19 protein-coding genes and 2 tRNA genes are annotated in these 18,089 nt (G+C 52.1%); 7 read left to right on the top strand and 14 right to left on the bottom strand.

The window, feature by feature from the left end; all coding sequences use genetic code 11:
* Positions 1-82: 82 nt before the first annotated feature.
* Complete coding sequence (gene tcyJ, locus Q1L34_RS08790) at positions 83-883, bottom strand: cystine ABC transporter substrate-binding protein (RefSeq protein WP_004864171.1); 801 nt, start codon at positions 881-883, stop codon at positions 83-85.
* 200 nt (positions 884-1,083) lie between these two features.
* On the opposite strand from tcyJ, the gene amyA reads away from it, so the two are divergent.
* Positions 1,084-2,571, top strand: coding sequence for an alpha-amylase (gene amyA, locus Q1L34_RS08785; RefSeq protein ID WP_004864174.1), 1,488 nt, complete (start codon positions 1,084-1,086; stop codon positions 2,569-2,571).
* Between the two features lie 46 nt (positions 2,572-2,617).
* On the opposite strand, the gene yedD is transcribed toward amyA, so the two are convergent.
* On the bottom strand, positions 2,618-3,034 hold the full coding sequence (yedD, locus tag Q1L34_RS08780) for a lipoprotein YedD (protein WP_160873412.1): 417 nt from the start codon (positions 3,032-3,034) through the stop codon (positions 2,618-2,620).
* A gap of 472 nt (positions 3,035-3,506) precedes the next feature.
* Here yedD and rcsA point away from each other — a divergent pair, with 472 nt between their 5' ends.
* Positions 3,507-4,130 (top strand): transcriptional regulator RcsA, encoded by a 624-nt coding sequence (rcsA, locus tag Q1L34_RS08775; RefSeq protein ID WP_004864179.1) that lies wholly within the window; start codon positions 3,507-3,509, stop codon positions 4,128-4,130.
* 54 nt (positions 4,131-4,184) lie between these two features.
* Here the strand turns inward: rcsA and dsrB are convergent, their stop codons facing one another.
* A complete protein-coding gene (dsrB, locus tag Q1L34_RS08770; RefSeq protein ID WP_004864183.1) occupies positions 4,185-4,373 on the bottom strand; it encodes a protein DsrB in 189 nt (62 codons plus the stop codon).
* 183 nt (positions 4,374-4,556) lie between these two features.
* Here dsrB and yodD point away from each other — a divergent pair, with 183 nt between their 5' ends.
* Positions 4,557-4,784: a YodD family peroxide/acid resistance protein gene (gene yodD, locus Q1L34_RS08765; protein WP_015583989.1), complete on the top strand. Its 228-nt coding sequence runs from the start codon at positions 4,557-4,559 to the stop codon at positions 4,782-4,784.
* Positions 4,785-5,052: 268 nt separating this feature from the next.
* On the opposite strand, the gene dgcQ is transcribed toward yodD, so the two are convergent.
* The 3 genes from dgcQ to Q1L34_RS08750 all read right to left on the bottom strand — a co-directional run bounded on the left by dgcQ (position 5,053) and on the right by Q1L34_RS08750 (position 8,022).
* Positions 5,053-6,747 carry a cellulose biosynthesis regulator diguanylate cyclase DgcQ gene (gene dgcQ, locus Q1L34_RS08760; protein ID WP_327204461.1) on the bottom strand — a complete coding sequence of 565 codons (1,695 nt, stop codon included), beginning with the start codon at positions 6,745-6,747 and terminating at the stop codon, positions 5,053-5,055.
* A 107-nt stretch (positions 6,748-6,854) separates the two neighbouring features.
* Positions 6,855-7,034, bottom strand: coding sequence for a YodC family protein (locus Q1L34_RS08755; RefSeq protein ID WP_015583987.1), 180 nt, complete (start codon positions 7,032-7,034; stop codon positions 6,855-6,857).
* A 76-nt stretch (positions 7,035-7,110) separates the two neighbouring features.
* Positions 7,111-8,022, bottom strand: a complete 912-nt coding sequence (locus tag Q1L34_RS08750) for a DUF808 domain-containing protein (RefSeq protein WP_064367716.1) — start codon at positions 8,020-8,022, stop codon at positions 7,111-7,113.
* A 228-nt stretch (positions 8,023-8,250) separates the two neighbouring features.
* Here Q1L34_RS08750 and yedA point away from each other — a divergent pair, with 228 nt between their 5' ends.
* Positions 8,251-9,162 (top strand): drug/metabolite exporter YedA, encoded by a 912-nt coding sequence (gene yedA, locus Q1L34_RS08745; protein ID WP_015583985.1) that lies wholly within the window; start codon positions 8,251-8,253, stop codon positions 9,160-9,162.
* Here the strand turns inward: yedA and Q1L34_RS08740 are convergent.
* From Q1L34_RS08740 to drpB, 4 genes are read right to left on the bottom strand one after another with little or no spacing between them, the layout of a single operon-like run.
* Complete coding sequence (locus tag Q1L34_RS08740; RefSeq protein ID WP_032717077.1) at positions 9,137-9,637, bottom strand: very short patch repair endonuclease; 501 nt, start codon at positions 9,635-9,637, stop codon at positions 9,137-9,139. The genes yedA and Q1L34_RS08740 overlap by 26 nt on opposite strands.
* Complete coding sequence (locus Q1L34_RS08735; protein WP_044349841.1) at positions 9,612-11,045, bottom strand: DNA cytosine methyltransferase; 1,434 nt, start codon at positions 11,043-11,045, stop codon at positions 9,612-9,614. The genes Q1L34_RS08740 and Q1L34_RS08735 overlap by 26 nt, the downstream gene beginning before the upstream one ends.
* 56 nt (positions 11,046-11,101) lie before the next feature.
* A complete protein-coding gene (locus Q1L34_RS08730; RefSeq protein ID WP_015583983.1) occupies positions 11,102-11,797 on the bottom strand; it encodes a phosphohydrolase in 696 nt (231 codons plus the stop codon).
* A gap of 41 nt (positions 11,798-11,838) precedes the next feature.
* On the bottom strand, positions 11,839-12,120 hold the full coding sequence (gene drpB, locus Q1L34_RS08725) for a cell division protein DrpB (protein WP_004864207.1): 282 nt from the start codon (positions 12,118-12,120) through the stop codon (positions 11,839-11,841).
* A gap of 614 nt (positions 12,121-12,734) precedes the next feature.
* Between drpB and Q1L34_RS08720 the strand changes: the two genes are divergently transcribed.
* Positions 12,735-13,805 carry a porin gene (locus Q1L34_RS08720; protein ID WP_004864210.1) on the top strand — a complete coding sequence of 357 codons (1,071 nt, stop codon included), beginning with the start codon at positions 12,735-12,737 and terminating at the stop codon, positions 13,803-13,805.
* A 292-nt stretch (positions 13,806-14,097) separates the two neighbouring features.
* Here Q1L34_RS08720 and Q1L34_RS08715 read toward each other — a convergent pair.
* A tRNA-Ser gene (locus Q1L34_RS08715) sits at positions 14,098-14,187 on the bottom strand.
* 87 nt (positions 14,188-14,274) lie between these two features.
* Between Q1L34_RS08715 and mtfA the strand changes: the two genes are divergently transcribed.
* Together mtfA and Q1L34_RS08705 are read left to right on the top strand one after the other, a co-directional pair.
* Positions 14,275-15,075, top strand: a complete 801-nt coding sequence (gene mtfA / locus Q1L34_RS08710; protein ID WP_160873414.1) for a DgsA anti-repressor MtfA — start codon at positions 14,275-14,277, stop codon at positions 15,073-15,075.
* A gap of 100 nt (positions 15,076-15,175) precedes the next feature.
* Positions 15,176-15,251: transfer RNA gene (locus tag Q1L34_RS08705), tRNA-Asn, on the top strand.
* A gap of 118 nt (positions 15,252-15,369) precedes the next feature.
* On the opposite strand, the gene Q1L34_RS08700 is transcribed toward Q1L34_RS08705, so the two are convergent.
* From Q1L34_RS08700 to Q1L34_RS08690, 3 genes are read right to left on the bottom strand one after another with little or no spacing between them, the layout of a single operon-like run.
* Entirely contained in the window at positions 15,370-16,233 is an 864-nt protein-coding gene (locus Q1L34_RS08700) for a ribokinase (protein WP_004864374.1), read from the bottom strand.
* 2 nt (positions 16,234-16,235) lie between these two features.
* Entirely contained in the window at positions 16,236-17,093 is an 858-nt protein-coding gene (locus tag Q1L34_RS08695) for a MurR/RpiR family transcriptional regulator (RefSeq protein WP_004864376.1), read from the bottom strand.
* Positions 17,093-18,064 (bottom strand): ABC transporter permease, encoded by a 972-nt coding sequence (locus Q1L34_RS08690; protein ID WP_004864377.1) that lies wholly within the window; start codon positions 18,062-18,064, stop codon positions 17,093-17,095. The genes Q1L34_RS08695 and Q1L34_RS08690 overlap by 1 nt, the downstream gene beginning before the upstream one ends.
* Positions 18,065-18,089 lie beyond the last annotated feature (25 nt).

Raw genomic sequence — 18,089 nt, 5'->3', positions numbered from 1 at the left:
CTGAGTTATCTTTATTATGCACACACTGGCGTACGAAATAAAAAAAGGCGCTATCAATAGCGCCTTTTTTCACCGCCCGCCGTTACATCGTCACGTCAGCGCCAAACCATTTTTCCGACAGCGCTTTCAGGCTGCCATCTTTCTGCATATCTGCAATCGCGCCATCAACCGCTTTCAGCAGGTCTTCGTTGCCTTTACGCAACGCCACGCCAGACTCCTGACGGGAGAACGCTTCGCCGGTCACCGCCAGGGTATTGCCGGTTTTCTTCACCAGATCCAGCGCCGCCAGGCGATCGACCAGAATCGCGTCAATACGGCCCACGCGCAGATCCTGATATTTAGTCGGGTCATCATCATAGGTACGAATATCTACGCCCTGGACGTTCTGGCGCAGCCACTCTTCGTAGTTGGTCCCCAGACCGACGCCGACTTTTTTACCTTTCAGGTCCGCTGCGGTTTTGATAATGCCTTCATTGCCTTTTTTCACCAGCGCCTGGATACCCGACACCGTATAGGGGGTAGAGAAGTCATACTTTTGCTTGCGCTGGTCGGAAATGGTGACCTGGTTAATCACCACGTCAATACGTTTAGAATCGAGGGAAGCCAGCATGCCGTCCCATTTGGTCGGTTTCAGATCGGCCTTCACGCCCAGATGTTTCGCCAGTTCATTAGCAAAATCAACCTCGAAACCAGTCAGCTTTCCGTCGTCGCCCTGATAGCTGAACGGCGGATAGGTCCCTTCCAGTCCTACGCGCAGCGTCCCGCGCTCTTTAATCTGCCCGAGCAGATTTTCCGCAGCAAACGATTTTGCGCTGACGCCGGCCATTAAAACTACAGCCATCGCGCCCATCAGCGCCTGACGACCCAGAAGTGCTAATTTCATAGATGCCCCTGATAAGTGATATTTTCCAGTAGTGTAAGGCGTTTAGTTTCGCTCACCAACACCTATACGCTACATCTTATTCCGAAATATTATATATGCAGCGATTTAAGACATAGCGAAAAGAGAGCCAAAATTGATCGGATTTGCTGGAGATATCTCATACTGCAAAGGTCAGCTTGATGACGTCTGGAGCATGGAAGATGAAAAACCCCACGTTACTGCAGTGCTTTCACTGGTATTACCCCGCCGGCGGCGAGTTGTGGCGCGAAGTCGAAGCCCTGGCCCCGAACCTGAATGAAATTGGCATTAACATGATTTGGCTACCGCCGGCTTACAAAGGGGCGTCCGGCGGTTACTCCGTCGGCTACGACAGCTACGATCTGTTTGACCTCGGCGAGTTCGACCAAAAAGGCTCCATTGCCACGAAATATGGTGATAAAGCCCAGCTCCTTGCCGCCATTGCGGCCCTTCACCAGCACGATATTGCGGTGCTGCTTGATGTGGTGGTCAACCACAAGATGGGCGCAGATGAGAAAGAGCATATTCGCGTGCAGCGCGTCGATGAGCAGGACCGGACGCAAATCGCGGAGGAGATTATCGAGTGCGAAGCCTGGACACGCTACACCTTCCCGGTCCGGGACGGGCAGTACTCTCAGTTTATCTGGGACTACAAATGTTTCAGCGGCGTCGATCACATCGAGAATCCCGACGAGGACGGCGTTTTTAAAATTGTTAACGATTATACCGGCGAAGGCTGGAGCGATCAGGTCGATGATGAGATGGGTAATTTCGATTACCTGATGGGCGAGAATATTGATTTCCGCAATCATGCGGTCGCCGAAGAGCTGAAGTACTGGGCCCGCTGGGTTATGGAGCAAACCGGCTGCGACGGTTTTCGTCTCGATGCGGTTAAACATATTCCCGCATGGTTTTATAAAGCGTGGATTGACCACGTCCAGGAAGTGGCGACAAAGCCGTTGTTTATCGTGGCGGAGTACTGGTCGCATGAAGTTGATAAGCTCCAGCAATATATTGAGCGCGTCGACGGTAAAACGATGCTGTTTGACGCCCCTTTGCAGATGAAGTTTCACGAGGCGTCACGTCAGGGGCGCGACTACGATATGAGCCAGATTTTTAGCGGCACGCTGGTTGAAAGCGACCCGTTTCATGCCGTTACGCTGGTGACCAACCATGACACTCAACCCTTGCAGGCGCTGGAGGCTCCCGTCGAACCGTGGTTCAAACCGCTGGCCTATGCGCTCATTCTGCTGCGCGAAAACGGCGTCCCCTCGGTTTTTTATGCCGACCTCTTCGGCGCCAGCTATGAAGATACCGGTGGTGATGGCCAGACCTATGCCATTGAGATGCCGGTTATTGAGCAACTGCATGAACTGATTGATGCCCGCCAGCGTTTTGCCCACGGCGTCCAGACGCTGTGGTTCGATCATCCCAACTGCATTGCGTTCAGCCGCAGCGGCACCGATGAAGATCCGGGATGCGTCGTTGTATTGTCTAACGGCGATGAGGGAGAGAAGCAGCTGCCGCTGGGCGCCAACTATGGCAATAAGCGCTGGAAAGATTTTCTGGGCAATCGCCAGGAGGTGGTAGAAACCGACGACGAAGGCTGCGGCACTTTTACCTGCAACGGCGGAAGCGTCAGCGTTTGGGTCATTGAGGAGGTGCTGTAGTCGTTGGAAGCTCGCGGGCTGAACGTTGCCTCAGCCCGCACCTGCATTAGTTCACGCTTTTCCCTGCCGCGGCTTTTTTCCACGCCTGCTCGCACTCGGCGGTCAGGCGGTCAACGCGAGTCAGGGTCATGCGATCGTATTGCAGCGTATTACCAGAGCGCTCAACAGGATAAACATCGAGTCTGGAGGTGACGTTATAGACCTGCTCGTCACGCAGCATTAATTTACCCGGCGTGGCGATGACGCGCTGCCACTGACGACAATCCAGGGTGTCGCCATTTTTCGTCACAATCAGGCTGGCAATCGCGTCCGGGCTCATCATTTCGCTCTGCGGGCCTTTTGACTGCCAGTATCCCTCTAACCCGGCGGGCGCTGGCGCTTTAACGACGGTATCGTAATTATCAACCTGGACACACCCGGCCAGCATCAACAGCGCACCGACAATCACTAACTTTTTCATCATCCATCCCACAAACCGATAAAAAAGTATTGTGGCATTAAAGCGTTAAGCCCGCCACCCCTGCCGTTGACCGGCGTCAAACTTGCCAACATGACCGTACGCAAAACGCCACCGTCGCTCCAGGAAAAAATGCAGCCGGCCGCTGCCGCATTATTAATTAATAACGATCATGAAGGGCCGATGACAAAGCGCTGGCTATTTACGCAATCAACATAAGGAAAATCCTAAAAATATTTATTATTTGTGGCCCACGCTCTCTGGAAAAGAGGCAATTTTGCTTTTAATTCCCTCACATAACCCGGGCCACACATTACTTTGGGAGTATTCCTGGCAAATTATGGGCAATATTACGGAATAGTTTAGACTCTCTGATGGTTCCTGTGCTGAACCGGGTTTTTATTACCCACTTAAATGGATTTCATCGCGCTTGTCGGCGAGGGATAAATTATCGTTACGTGTTGATTGAGGATGGGTCATGTCAACGATTATCATGGATTTGTGTAGCTATACCCGGCTGGGATTGTCCGGGTATCTGACAAGCCGGGGAATAAAAAAGCGCGACATTAGTGAAGTACATTCTGTGGAATGCCTGAAAGAGGCCTGTGAATTCATGCATCCGGCAGTGGTATTTATCAATGAAGATTGCTTTATTCATCATCCGGACAGCAATCAGCTTATCCGGCATATCATTACCCAGCACCCTGGGACGTTATTTGTTATCTTTATGTCGTTAGCTAACATTCATTTCGATCGCTATCTGCTGGTGCGCAAGAATTTACTTATTAGCTCCAAATCGCTGACGCCAAAAGACCTTGATGAAATTCTGGGTAATCGTCTTAAATACGATAACTACAGCAGCGCCCGTATCAATATACCGACACTGTCGCTTAGTCGTACCGAATCGAATATGTTGCAAATGTGGATGGCGGGCTATGGTACAGCGCAGATTTCAAGCCAGATGAACATCAAGGCAAAGACGGTTTCGTCGCATAAAGGAAATATTAAAAAGAAAATTCAGACCCACAATAAACAGGTGATTTACCATATCGTACGCCTGGCGGAAAACATTACCAGCGGAATACACGTTAACCTGCGCTGAACCAGGCGCAGGCAAAACTGGCGGTGCTCTCCGCCAGTTCAGATGCCTTACGAACTAATCTTCTCTCTCAACAAAGATCCCGTCCGGGTGCCCTGCTTCGTTAAAAAACCAGATCCCCAGCGGGTAGTCTTCCAGCGAAACCAGATACATTGTCCCTTCACTAAACGACTCTATTGCCAGAACTACACCCGATCGACGTGGGCCACCGTCGGTCTTCACCGTGACACGATCGTTCACCTGCATAACTTATCTCCTCTATTTTTGAGCCAGTGTAGAACAAAACTGCCCGCTGTGCAGCGCCCTGCCCGGTGAGTGCGTTTTTATCGACCATCCGCCATTACGACGGCCCCTATGCCGCGCCGACCATCCGGTGATTTTTTGCCTATACTTAAACAGGCACGATCTGAGCCAAGCGAGGTAGCCATGATGAAAACCGCCAAAGATAGTGGATATGCGGGAAGTCGCGGGGTGAATGTCGATGTTGATGCCCTGCTGGCGGCGATTAATGAAATCAGCGAGAGCGAGATACGGCGTTCGCGCGACGATCCGCATCACGTCAGCGTTGATGGCCGCGACTATCACACCTGGTGCGAACTAGCGGAAGCGTTTGAACTCGATATTCATGACTTTAGCGTCACGGAGATCAACCGCTAGGTACAGGTGAAAAAAATCCCGACTCGCAGGAGTCGGGATGAAACTTGCTAATGCAAGAAGCACTTGAAAATTCGTTACACCGGGATATCCGTTGCGGGAAAACATTATCCTCAATTATTTTGCATGACAAGAGCTATTCATGAAGAAAATAATTGAGAAATGGGATGAACTTTCTGTCACTCTGCCAGAATGCTGATGGCGCAAGGGTTTGTTGCGTTCTTTTTTCTCCAATTGCGCATTGGTCACGGGTGTTTTTTTAAGATAAATCTCATTTCCGCAAACCAGCGCACGACGGCAAATCGTTAAAGCAGACCTGGTTGCGTCCATTTTGTTTGGCGAGGTAGAGCCGGTGATCGGCCGTTGACTGCAGGTTTTCAAAATTAAATCCGGCACAATCATCGCTGCTGCTGACCCCCAGTGAAGCACTGATCCGCAAACTGGTGTCGTTGCAGAGCAGAATTTCACGGCTGTAAATGCGGATGCGGATACGTTCGGCGATGGCTGTTGCCACCTGTAAGGTGGTGTCAGGCATCACAACACAGAACTCTTCACCACCGACGCGGCCAGCCAGATCGCCTTCACGGATATTGCTCGCGATGGTACTGGCAACCAGCGACAGTACCCGGTCGCCCGCCTGGTGCCCGTGCTGGTCATTCACCTTCTTAAAGTAATCGAGATCGAGCTGGATCACCGAGATCGGCCGCCCCGTCCGCTCGCACATTCTGGTGGTAGCGATTGCCCTTTCAAATAAGGCCCCGCGATTCAACAGGCGGGTTAACGCGTCATGCCAGGCCTGCCACTCCAGCGACTTTTGCAAAACACTCATATTACGCACCATCCGCAGAATCACCAGCCAGGAGATGATCAGCATCAGCGTAAAGAGTAGCCACATCAGCGTCAGCGCAATAGTAATGGTCCCGAAAGCACCGCGCACGCCTTCCTGCAGCGTATGGATCCTCAGCAGCACGCCATCAAAGTTGTTTAATTTCTGCCAGCTGATATAGCGCGTTAATAAACGAATCCCCCCCTGGTTTTGATGCAAAAACGCGTAGCTAAGCATCGCCTGTTCACGGGCGGATAACAGGGTCAGTACATTCCCCGACGCCGAGGAAGCAATCAGGTTAAGCCGACTATCATACAGCTGATATTCCCCCTCCTGGCCCCCCTTAATGGCGCTGACCAGAAACGCTTTCATCTCTCGCACCGAAAAATCCATCGACAGCACCCCGAGCCAGTCATGTCGGAAATCAAGGGGAATGGAGGCCGTTACTACCTGATCGTCGTTTTGCGCATGCTCATCGAGAACGGTCTGCCAGAACACGCCGCGACCGGGATTATTGCGCTGCGATTGCCGGGTAAACCACGGGGCGGCGATCGCATGGGTATATAACGTCTGGGCCTGTACCGCGTTTTTTGGCAACGTGGTGCTGGTAAAAAAACCGCTGCGCGAAATGTACAGCATGCGTTCGTTAAATCCGCGGTTATTCTCGACCAGACGCAGGAGATACCCCAGCTCCAGAACCGCCATCAGCTCATTACCGGTCAGGGCATCGTTGCGCGAGAGCGAGCTCTGACTGTCGACAAAGTCATCGGAAACGCCATACACCGGCAGAGTACGCCGGTTATGTAACGCCACGGACCAGATCGGTTCATGGCGTTTGCTCATGTATTCCTGTTCTGCATTACGCAAAATCTCAAAATCCAGCGGCGTTTCCAGCGCCGACTGCATCCCGTTGCGAAAAAACACCATTCTGTCGATGTTGAACAGCAGCAGACTGTCCAGTTCATCGGCGACGTTTTCAAGATTGTTGCGCTGGTTGGTGACGTAGGCCCCTTCCAACACCATCACTTCGCGCCAGATCAGGAGCGTAGAAAAAAAGAGTACTGCGACAAAACAATAATTAACCACATGTCCCGGGCGAGAAACGCGGCGAAGTTTTCTTACCCACAGTGGTTTATCCATTGTTCTCTCGCAGTACAATCAAAGCAACAAACGTCATCAACGCTCCCTGTTGGTTAAATAAGCAGCATAACGACAAAGCGCCCGGCTTTTGCCGGGCGCTATAGGGGTCAGGCACTCTTCTGTCGCTGCCCTTCCCCACGCACTAACTCATCTTCACGGAACGCCTCGCGTTTAACGACATAACCGTCGTACCAACGACACTCGACCATTCCGCTGGCGAAGCCCGTCACAACCATGCGCGGCCCTCCGCTTTTTCGCCTCACTTCATCACTGACCAACAATACCATTTTTTAGTCCGTCATCTGGGAGAAACCGTTTCACCATAGACGAAGCTGAGCAATTTTGCATAATCGCCGGGCGATTTTACTCTGCCGTAGCGCGAAAGCCGCTGATAACCTTCACGCCCGCCAGCACTACCGCACCGACGATAAAGCCCAGCACCAGGTTGACGCCGGTCGGCAGCAGTGAGGCGATGAGGGCGGACTGTTCACCTGCCCACTGTTCAACCGCATGATGAAGCGGCGCGATGCCGTGTACGATAATGCCGCCGCCGACCAGAAACATCGCCAGTGTCCCGACGATGGAGAGCAGCTTCATCAGGCGCGGCGCAACCGCCAGTAACCCGTTACCGACCCAGCGCGCCAGCGCGCTGCTCTTCTTCACCAGCCAGTAGCCCATATCATCCAGCTTCACGATAATGCCGACCAGGCCGTACACGCCAACGGTCACCAGGATGGCAATCCCGGAGAGAATCAGAATCTGATTGAGCAGCGGCGCGTCGGCCACGATTCCCAGCGTAATGGCCACGATTTCAGCGGACAGAATAAAGTCTGTGCGTATCGCCCCTTTCACTTTATCGCGTTCAAAGGCCTGCGGATCTTGCTGCGCCAGCGCTTCCAGACGCTGCTGACGGGCCTGCGGATCTTCCTTGTGTTTGCGCGCCTGCAGACTGTGCAGCACTTTCTCAACGCCTTCGTAGCACAGGAATGCGCCGCCCAGCATCAGCAATGGCGTAATCGCCCAGGGAATAAACGCGCTGATCAGTAAGGCCAACGGCACTAAAATCACTTTATTGACCAACGATCCCTTTGCAACGCCCCAGACAACGGGGAGCTCACGATTGGCCCGTACGCCCGTCACCTGCTGAGCATTGAGAGAGAGATCGTCTCCCAGTACGCCGGCCGTTTTTTTCGCTGCCAGTTTCCCCATCACGGAGATATCGTCAAGCAAGGTGGCGATATCATCCAACAGCGTTAAAAGACTACTTCCTGCCAAAATTGTATTCCTTCATTTATTGAGGGTTAATCCCCTGGCGTCCAGCCGCAGCCTGAACGCTTAGCGGCCATGTCCGCATAAGTATGAGGTAAAAGTGCTTTTTCGCCCAGAGATGCGCGGAGTCAATATAAATTTAACAATTATCGATCAATTAAAGCGCTCGCCAGCGCAGTAGTTTTCACGTTTACTATATGTCTCCTTTCTATCTCTGTACCGTCGTGAGGACGTATGTCTACCCGCCAGCTTCTGCCCCTTATCGGCGCCCTGTTTGCGCTTTATATCATCTGGGGATCGACCTATTTTGCCATTGCCATTGGCGTTGCCAGCTGGCCGCCGTTGATGATGGCCGGTATCCGTTTTCTCTCCGCCGGCGGGCTACTGCTCGCTTATTTGCTGGCAACCGGCCACTCGCTTCCACCGCTCAGGCCTCTGCTCAATGCGGCGCTGATCGGCATCCTGCTGCTGGCCGTCGGCAATGGTTTTGTCACCCTGGCCGAGCACCAGCATGTGCCTTCTGGCATTGCGGCGGTCATGGTGGCGACCGTGCCGCTCTTCACGCTCTGCTTTAGCCGTTTTTTTGGTATCACCACCCGCAAGATTGAGTGGTTGGGGATTGCTATTGGTCTGGCGGGCATCATTCTGCTTAACAGCGGCGGGAATCTGAGCGGTAATCCGTGGGGGGCGCTGTTGATCCTTATCGGTTCAATGAGCTGGGCATTTGGTTCGGTTTACGGCTCCCGAATTGAGCTTCCGACGGGCATGATGGCTGGGGCGATTGAAATGCTCGCCGCGGGCGTGGTCCTGGCGGTCGCCTCCTGGGCGACCGGCGAAACCCTGAGTCAAATGCCGTCATGGTCCAGTATTTTTGCCGTTGCCTATCTGGCGATTTTTGGTTCTCTTATCGCCATTAACGCCTACATGTATTTAATTCGTAACGTTACCCCCGCCGTCGCCACCAGCTACGCTTACGTGAATCCCGTGGTGGCGGTCCTGCTGGGGACCGGATTTGCCGGAGAGAGCCTTTCGTCCATCGAGTGGCTGGCGCTGGGCGTCATTATTTTTGCCGTGGTGCTGGTCACGCTGGGGAAATACCTGTTCCCCGCCCGAGCTGAAGTTACGCCTTGTGAGGTGGAGAAGTAAGCTCTGGCTCGCCAATGCCCTGCGTGTCGATCTGCGCGCGGTGACCGCCGCCGCAGATCCACTCTTCCAGACGCTCAGTCAGCGCCTCATCGCTCAGCTTCAGTCGCCCGCGCAGCGCACATTCCCAGACGATCAGCACCCGCCACCCCTGCTCTTGCAAGCGCATGATATCGCGGCTATCGCGCGCGACGTTCTTGCCAATTTTCTCCAGCCAGAACGCCGTGCGCGTTGCGGGCACTTTAAACAGATAGCAACGATGGTGATGCCAGAAACAGCCGTGGGCAAAGATAGCGCAGCGGTACTCTGGCACGACAAAGTCCGGCCGCCCCGGCAGGGTCGCATCCTGAACGGTAAACGTAAATCCGGCCTGAGCGAGCAGCGCGGCAAGGCGTTTTTCGATCGCCGTATCGCGCTGGCCAATCGCCCGCATGTTTTTACTGCGCGTGGCTTTATCGTGGACGTCCACCGGCTTCATCCTCGGATTCACGCTGCGCCACGGCCTGCGCGATTCGCGGCGCAAGTAATTTCGCGACGGCCGCAAACACCGGCACCACCACCGAATTGCCGAACTGACGATAGGCCTGGGTATCGGAAACCGGAATACGGAAGCGATAGCCCTGCGGGCTTTCAAACCCCATCAACCGCGCACATTCGCGCGGCGTCAGCCGGCGCGGACGACGAAGCTGATTTTGCGCATCGTCGAAGTGTTGTTCCCCCAACGGGCGGTCCCAGCCGCGATCGACCAGAATCTCGGCTCCGTCTTTGTAATAGCGTGCGGATAGCGTGCGCGCCACGCTCTGAGGATTGCGCGGATCAACCAGGCCGTAACCGAACCCGTTGCCCAGCGCCTGGTGCTTGCGCGCATAGTGATACAGATACTTCCACAGCACCGGCGTCAGAATAAATTTAGCATCCACCGTCGGTTCCAGCAGATCGCCAAAGGTCGGCCGCGCGGTCGGGTAATATTTTGAGATATCGCGCAAGGTAAAACCGTCGTGCAGCTGGAGATCGCGACGGAAGCCCACCAGTACAATACGTTCGCGGTGCTGGGGTAAGAAATGACGTCCATCGATCACTTTCGGATCGTCGGCGCCGCTGTGGTCGGCATCGGAGACTTCATAACCCAGTTCATCCAGCGTCTGCATGATAATGCGGAATGTCCGTCCTTTATCATGGCTTTTCAGGTTTTTAACGTTCTCCAGTACAAAGATGGCAGGCCTGCGGGCGGCGATAATTCTGACCACATCAAAGAACAGCGTTCCCTGGGTTTCACACGCGAAACCGTGGGCCCGGCCCAGCGCATTTTTCTTCGATACCCCGGCGAGCGAAAAAGGCTGGCAAGGAAAGCCCGCCAGCAGAACATCGTGGGGAGGAATGGTCTCGCGAATATGCTGCGCGGCTTGTTCATCGCTGACATCCGGGCGATGGCTGAGGGTAATATCACGAATGTCTTCGTTGAAGCGGTGCTGATTCGGGTCACAATACCAGTTGGCTTTGTAGGTGCGCACCGCGTGCTTATTCCATTCGCTGGTGAAAACACACTGCCCGCGGATCGCCTCAAAGCCGCTGCGGATCCCGCCGATTCCCGCAAAGAGATCGACGAACCGAAAAGCATAACGGGGATGGTGGGCCGGCGGTGGCGGCAGCAGCGTTGCCAGACGGGCATACTCATTGGCCGTAATACGGCTAGCCGCCCGCTCAACCGACGCCACGCGTTTTAAGATCGCCGGGCTCCAGTGGCGATCGCCAACTGCCAGCAGAAATGCCACCAGCGTTTTCACATCGTATATTGCCATCAGCTGGCGTAACAGCGCCTGAGCCTCTTCCCCGGCAGGTTCCGGAGGCAACAACAGGCTCTTTTCCTTCGATAAATTTTGCGGCATACCCTCAACCAGCCCGGACAATTTTGCAGAGATTACCATAAATCATGCGGGCAGTTTCAGGCCAGTGGCTCAAAGCGCCTTAAAACCGCCTCATCGACCGACAGCGGGTCGCCGCGAAGTTCAGCGCTAAGCTTGGCCATAAATTGCACGAGGAAGCGCGCATTGTGTATCGCCATCTCTTTGCCTTTGTCCGTTTGCATCGTGTCGGGTAAACGCAACAGCTTGCACTGAAAATGGTCCAGCGCATATTTTTTGTCATCCAGTTTACGCTGGTCAGCAAAGGGATCGTCAGCATCAAACAGGATGTTGTTCAGCGCCCCGGAGACCGCGAAGACGCGGGCCAGACCAATTGCGCCAAGCGCCTCCAGCCGATCGGCGTCCTGGACAATTTTCGCCTCCGCGCTTTGTGGGGAAATACCGGCACTGAAACTGTGCGCTTCAATCGCATGATAAACGGCTGGATAGCGGTCGCGCGGAAAATCGGGGAATGACGACTGGAGAATAGCCAGCGTTTTTTCTGCCGCCATCACCGAGGAGCGGCTGCGCTCGGGATGGTTTTTCGGCAGGCTAACAATGTCATGAAAATAACAGGCGGTCAGAATAACCAGGCGATCGGCCTGACTCTCTTCAGCCAGCCGCTGCGCGGTTCCCCACACGCGACGAAAGTGCGAAATGTCGTGGGCGGAGTCGCCCTGGGTGAGATGTCCCGCAAGCCAGGCTTCAAAGCGTTGCTGCCAGTCTAGTTGTTGCATACGCGTTCCTCTGAGAGAAGTCAGCGTTGAGCATAGCAACTTTAATCGTGTTGTTCATGCATCCTGGGGTCAGGGCGGGTGTACCAGGCTATCGCCCCCAGAATAGCGCCAACCACGCTCAGCACAAGGAACCCGAGCAGAGCGCCAAGCCACTTACCTGACGTCGATCCCAGATCGCCGTCAATTGTCGCACCGGGGACACTTTCAATTTTGCCAACGACCCACCAGTAGCGCGCCATTGCCCACAGAAAGTAACCACAAAAGGCATAAAAGACCCACAGGGCAAGTTTCCCACCCGGACTTCGTTTCGCTTTCTGCTCCATTAACTCCTCTCCTTTAACTGACAACGAAACCGCGGCACCCGGCAAAAAGGTGACGCACGTCACATTATACTGTGAAAAAGATAACGAAACAGCACCTTCCTCCGGTGAACAAGCGCTTTTAACCATCGCGAGATAGTGATACTTACGTGCCACAGCAGCACAGGATTTATTATCCATCGCCATAAATCTGTGGCGGATAATAATAACCAGCACGCTGGCTCACTACCGTTCGTATAGCGGAGAGATATTTCTCCATCCTCAAAGCCCGTATAAATCCGCACGCACATTGCAGCATCACGCATTATCCGAGAATTAAATAACCCACCCAAATCATTTAAATGACACTCATAATTTATGATAATTAAATTAATGACATGAATACATCACCACAAACACCTAACATATTGTTATTAAAAACAATAAACCACAAAAATACATCATTTCAAAATGATAAATTTTTAATATAAAAATTCAAAATGAAACATTTTGTAATATTGGATATAATTTATTTACATTTTTATTTTAAATAAAATTGAACCTTGCCGATACTATGAAATTGCTTTTTGCAACACGCACACCTATTCATATTAATGATGATTAAAAGGGAATATATAATGAAAAGAAAAACACTGGCACTTTTGATTCCGGCATTATTAGTGGCCGGAACCGTCAATGCAGCAGAAATCTACAATAAGAACGGAAACAAGCTGGATTTCTACGGCAAAATGGTGGGTGAACACATTTTCACCAACACCGATCGCAACAACAGTGACAATAACTCCAAAGATACCACTTATGCCCGTTTCGGCGTAAAAGGTGAAACGCAGATTAACAGCGATCTGACCGGCTATGGACAGTTTGAATACAACATCAAAGCCGATAAACCAGAAGGCGAACAGGGTAGCGCAACGCGTCTGGCGTTTGCTGGTTTAAGATTCGCCAACTACGGCTCATTTGATTATGGTCGTAACTATGGTCTGGTTTATGACGCGGCGGGTTACACCGATATGCTGGTCGAATGGGGTGGCGATGGCCTGGTAGCAACCGACAACTTTATGACGGCTCGCACCAACGGCGTCGCCACTTATCGTAACAGCGACTTTTTCGGCCTGGTTGATGGCCTGACAATCGCACTGCAATATCAGGGTAAAAATAATAACCGCGATCGTTTGAAAGCTAACGGTGACGGGTATAGCACGTCAGTCGATTACAACATCGATGGATTTGGTTTTGCCGCCGCATACAGCAATTCAGACCGTACCGACGAGCAGGCGGCAGATCGTAAAGGTGAAACCGCAGAAGTCTGGAGTTTAGCCGCCAAGTATGATGCCAATAGCCTTTACACGGCGGTGATGTATGCCGAATCGCATAATATGACGCCAATGGAAAATGGCGTTTTCGCCAACAAAACGCAGAATATCGAGGCCGTTGTTCAGTACCAGTTTGATTTTGGTCTGCGCCCTTCTCTCGGCTATGTTTATGCAAAAGGCAAAGATCTCGGCACTAATGGCGACAAGACTGCCGAAATGAAGAATTATATCGAGCTGGGTACCTGGTACTACTTCAACAAAAACTTCAATGTCTACAGTGCTTACAAATTTAACCTGATCGATCACAAAGACAGCATCATAACTGGTGCCGCCGAAGACAATCAGTTTGCTGTCGGTATTACCTATCAGTTCTGATGCAATTTACGTTTTAAAGCCCGCCGCGTGCGGGCTTTGTTTTTCAGATTCGACTTCTGCCCTGCCCACCCGTTCTTGCCTTAACGTCAGCAAACCCCTTCTCTCATCTATAGCGACGAGGAGAGAAATCTTCTGCCAGCAGGAAGCATTCGGATATCCTCGAGGTAAGCCCTTCCCGTCGACGAGAAATCAGAGGATGATGATTGATGGACTTGCGACGCTCCGTTATACCAACACAATAGAAGTGTGTGACGCGGGTCGTTGAAAGGAATTGACGTAAGTGTTTGAATAGTGGCGGAGAGAGGGGGATTTGAACCCCCGGTAGAGTTGCCCCTACTCCGGTTTTCGAGACCGGTCCGTTCAGCCGCTCCGGCATCTCTCCGCTGAGGTTGCTATAATGCCAGGTTCTTTGGCACTTTAATAGTTCCTGTCTCTTTAATTATGTTCAAGTGACGACTTTGCGAGCAATATGATGTTTAAATGGCCCTGGAAAGTAGATGAAGAGTCCGGCAACGCAGAAATGCCCTGGGAACACGCGCTTGCCATTCCTGTTTTAGCCAATCTTTCTGCGCAAGAGCAGCAGGAACTGGTGCAGATGGCGGCACGCTTTCTGCAACAAAAACGCCTGGTTGCCCTGCAAGGGCTTGAACTCACTCCGCTGCAAAACGCCCGCATTGCCCTGCTGTTCTGTTTGCCGGTTCTTGAGCTTGGCATTGAGTGGCTGGATGGCTTCCACGAGGTGCTAATCTACCCTGCCCCATTCGTGGTTGATGATGAATGGGAAGACGATATTGGTCTGGTCCACAATCAACGGATTGTCCAGTCCGGCCAGAGCTGGCAACAAGGGCCAATCATCCTGAACTGGCTGGATATTCAGGACTCTTTCGATGCATCTGGTTTCAACCTTATCGTGCACGAAGTTGCACATAAGCTGGATATGCGCAATGGCGATCGCGCCAGCGGCGTGCCGCTGATTCCGTTACGTGAAGTCGCCGGCTGGGAGCACGACCTCCACGCAGCGATGAACAACATTCAGGATGAGATCGATCTGGTTGGCGAGAGCGCCGCCAGTATTGACGCCTATGCGGCGACCGACCCGGCCGAGTGTTTTGCCGTGTTATCCGAATATTTCTTTAGCGCACCAGAGCTGTTTGCCCCGCGCTTTCCGGCTCTTTGGCAGCGTTTTTGCCATTTCTATCGCCAGGATCCCTTACAAAGATTACGTGAGAATGGCCGGCTAGATACAGATGACGAACACCTTGTGCACTAAAACAACGAGTTGACTTAAATTTAGCCATTTGAATCAGTGAGTTAATTTTAGTGTTGACACAAAAATGCCAGGCCAGTAGTATGCGCCTCGTTCACACGATTCCTCTGTAGTTCAGTCGGTAGAACGGCGGACTGTTAATCCGTATGTCACTGGTTCGAGTCCAGTCAGAGGAGCCATATTTAAGAAGCCCGCTTAAGGAAACTTAAGCGGGCTTTTTGCTTTTCAGCCTTCTTCTGAAGACAAATCAGCTGTTAGTTTTGCCATACAAAAGGCTCTGGATGGCGGAAGACCTGTTTATGCCCGGGGTTGAGAGACATGGCGGGCGGCAGCTTCATTCGCACGAAATACCGCATCGCGAAGCGCCTCTCCATGCATCAGGCTGGTGCATAAAACCCCCATAAAACAATCACCAGCGCCATGAGTACTCACCAGCGTTATCCGCCTGGCGGCTAACGTCGAGCCTGCAATGCCCGCTTCACAAAACGCGACACCATGTTCGCCGGCAGTGACAACAACCTGAGAGAAACGTTTAGCCAATGATTCAGCGGCCTCCAGAGCTGAAGAAAGGTCGTTCACCGTCACGCCACTCATATCACGCGCCTCTATGGCATTAACCACCAGCAAAGTGATGCAGCTTTCCAGCTGCGGACTCAGTTCTCTGGCCGGCGCCGCATTGATACAGACCGGAATCCCCCGCTTGCTGGCTTCGATGGCCGCACATAGATTTATCGTTTCCGGAACTTCATTTTGTAGAACCAGCATTCCGGCATCTTGCCAGATGTCACCCCGTTGAAAGAGTTTTGCCGGAATATGCTGATTCGCATTTGAGACGACAACCGCACCATAATCACCATCGACATCAGAAATAGCCACGCTCATCCCGGAAGGTATCTCATCTATTTTGGCGACTGACTCGATATTGACTCCGGCATCACGAAGCGTCTGCAGAAGAAACGCCCCTTGCGCATCAGCCCCTACCGCACCAATAAAAATGACGTCCCCTCCCGCACGAGCAGCGGATATGGCTTGATTGCCCCCTTTACCGCCAAACTTGTAAGCACAGCCCGTGCCCATTACCGTTTCACCTTTTTCCGGGCGATGATGCGCATCCAGCATGATGTCGTAATGGAGGCTGCCCGCCACAACAATTTTACCCATAGTTAATATTCTCGCAGGTCCTGAACCGCATGCTGGGTTTTCATCAAATTCTTCTCCGCCTGCTTCAGATCCTTCTTCGCAATGGCCACAAACAATGCATCCAGAATGTTGAGCTGAGCAATGCGTGACGCGGCGTTTTCCCCTAGCAAATGCGATCCCTGAGACGTTGAATTGAGTACCACATGCGCATTACGCGCAATAGGCGATTCGGCATAATTCGTAATCGCAATCACTTTAGCGCCATTGCGTGCCGCCAGTTTTACCGGATCGTTAACGGCACGCGTTGCGCCAGAGTGACTGATTGCAAGTACAGCATCGTCGTCAGATAGCACCGCAGCGGACATCAACATAATATGGGCGTCGTCATAGACCGTCGACTTAATACCAATCTTTAAAAGCTTGTGGGATAAGTCACGTGCTACCGTGGCAGAACCACCGACAGCATATAAGTCAATATGTCGAGCCTTGAATATAATGTCCGCAGCGCGGTCAAACTCTGCAATATCCAGAATAGACATTGTTTCTTCAATAGCCTGAATCGATGTTCTGAATACTTTTGACAACAGTTGTTCCGATGAATCATCAGGCTCAATTTCCGCGTGTAAACTTGCCACTTCAGACTGGTTATAATAAATCAAGCCAGTTCTGAAGTTTCTAAAACCTGAAAAGTTAAGCTTCTTGGCTATTTTGACAATCATCGCTTCTGAAACATTATTCTCCTGGGCAATTTCTTTTAGAGAGGTTTGCTCAGTAATATCGGTTCGGGCGATGATCGCCTCAACCACACGTCGCTCTAAGGGTGTCAGCTGGGGCAGTCGCATACGGATTTGAGCACCAATGGCTCGTGGATCTTGCTTCATTACTTGCCTCTGGTCGCTCTGTCAATCAACATAGCTATGATAATAATAAGACCAGTAGCAAGCAATTGGTAAAAGGCCTGAATATTTAGTAACGTCAAACCATTGCGTAATGCGCCGAGAATGATCGCGCCAATAATTGTGCCTACAACGCTGCCTTTCCCTCCCATCAGTGAAGCCCCACCGATGGCCGCGGCGGCAATGGCATCCAGTTCCCACAGATTGCCAATCGTTGGTTCCGCAGCGCCTAACCGGCCAATCAAGATCAGAGAGGCCAGAGAGGCCAGGGTTCCTGAGATAACAAATACCGTGACCTTGGTTCTTTTCACCGGCACGCCGGCAACGCGAGCGGCTTCTTCATTGCCGCCAACAGCCAGAATATATTCTCCTAACGGCGTTTTATTCATGACGGTCCACAGCACTAAAGCAATAACGGCGACAATAACGATAGGCGTTGGAATGCCAAAGATTTCACTGTTAATCAGGCTACGGAATTCCGTCGGGATGCCAAATACCGGATTGCCGCCGGTATAAATCAGCGCGACAGCACGGAACAACGACAGCCCCCCGAGGGTAACAATGAAGGGTTGCAATCCGGCATAGGCAACCAGCGAACCGCTAAAGACGCCGCAGATAGCCCCAATTCCCAGCGTTGCCAGAATGGCCAGCGGCACGGGGACGCCAGCTACCATCATGGTTGCCCCTAAAACCGCCGATAATGCTGCGGTCGGACCAACCGAAAGATCGATCCCTCCGGAGATAATGACCAGAGTCATCCCGAGCGCAATTAATGCGTTAATGGATGATTGCTGTAAAATATTCAACAAATTAGGGATGGTGAAAAACACCGGTGATAGAAAAGAAAACGTAATAATGATAATAAGCAAACCAATTAATGTTCCGGCATCGCGAAGGTTAAATTTAAACGGCAGTGCACGAAGCTTTTCGGGCCGGGAATTACTTTGTGAAATCATGATTATGGCCTTTCAAATTAATACG

Origin of the sequence: Klebsiella ornithinolytica (genome assembly GCF_030505655.1) — a bacterium.
Lineage (GTDB): Bacteria > Pseudomonadota > Gammaproteobacteria > Enterobacterales > Enterobacteriaceae > Klebsiella > Klebsiella ornithinolytica.
Note: the sequence above shows the minus strand (reverse complement) of the source record. Positions and strands in the feature narration are given on the sequence as shown.

Bases quoted from the DNA above. Each gene is read 5' to 3' on its own strand.
- Q1L34_RS08695 (WP_004864376.1), bottom strand. From the start codon at position 17,093: ATGAAGCAAGATCCACGAGCCATTGGTGCTCAAATCCGTATGCGACTG.
- Q1L34_RS08755 (WP_015583987.1), bottom strand. From the start codon at position 7,034: ATGGTATTGTTGGTCAGTGATGAAGTGAGGCGAAAAAGCGGAGGGCCG.
- yedD (WP_160873412.1), bottom strand. From the start codon at position 3,034: ATGATGAAAAAGTTAGTGATTGTCGGTGCGCTGTTGATGCTGGCCGGG.
- tcyJ (WP_004864171.1), bottom strand. From the start codon at position 883: ATGAAATTAGCACTTCTGGGTCGTCAGGCGCTGATGGGCGCGATGGCT.
- drpB (WP_004864207.1), bottom strand. From the start codon at position 12,120: ATGGAGCAGAAAGCGAAACGAAGTCCGGGTGGGAAACTTGCCCTGTGG.
- yedA (WP_015583985.1), top strand. From the start codon at position 8,251: ATGTCTACCCGCCAGCTTCTGCCCCTTATCGGCGCCCTGTTTGCGCTT.
- Q1L34_RS08740 (WP_032717077.1), bottom strand. From the start codon at position 9,637: ATGAAGCCGGTGGACGTCCACGATAAAGCCACGCGCAGTAAAAACATG.
- Q1L34_RS08720 (WP_004864210.1), top strand. From the start codon at position 12,735: ATGAAAAGAAAAACACTGGCACTTTTGATTCCGGCATTATTAGTGGCC.
- mtfA (WP_160873414.1), top strand. From the start codon at position 14,275: ATGATGTTTAAATGGCCCTGGAAAGTAGATGAAGAGTCCGGCAACGCA.
- amyA (WP_004864174.1), top strand. From the start codon at position 1,084: ATGAAAAACCCCACGTTACTGCAGTGCTTTCACTGGTATTACCCCGCC.
- rcsA (WP_004864179.1), top strand. From the start codon at position 3,507: ATGTCAACGATTATCATGGATTTGTGTAGCTATACCCGGCTGGGATTG.
- dsrB (WP_004864183.1), bottom strand. From the start codon at position 4,373: ATGCAGGTGAACGATCGTGTCACGGTGAAGACCGACGGTGGCCCACGT.
- Q1L34_RS08690 (WP_004864377.1), bottom strand. From the start codon at position 18,064: ATGATTTCACAAAGTAATTCCCGGCCCGAAAAGCTTCGTGCACTGCCG.
- yodD (WP_015583989.1), top strand. From the start codon at position 4,557: ATGAAAACCGCCAAAGATAGTGGATATGCGGGAAGTCGCGGGGTGAAT.
- dgcQ (WP_327204461.1), bottom strand. From the start codon at position 6,747: ATGGATAAACCACTGTGGGTAAGAAAACTTCGCCGCGTTTCTCGCCCG.
- Q1L34_RS08700 (WP_004864374.1), bottom strand. From the start codon at position 16,233: ATGGGTAAAATTGTTGTGGCGGGCAGCCTCCATTACGACATCATGCTG.
- Q1L34_RS08735 (WP_044349841.1), bottom strand. From the start codon at position 11,045: ATGCCGCAAAATTTATCGAAGGAAAAGAGCCTGTTGTTGCCTCCGGAA.
- Q1L34_RS08730 (WP_015583983.1), bottom strand. From the start codon at position 11,797: ATGCAACAACTAGACTGGCAGCAACGCTTTGAAGCCTGGCTTGCGGGA.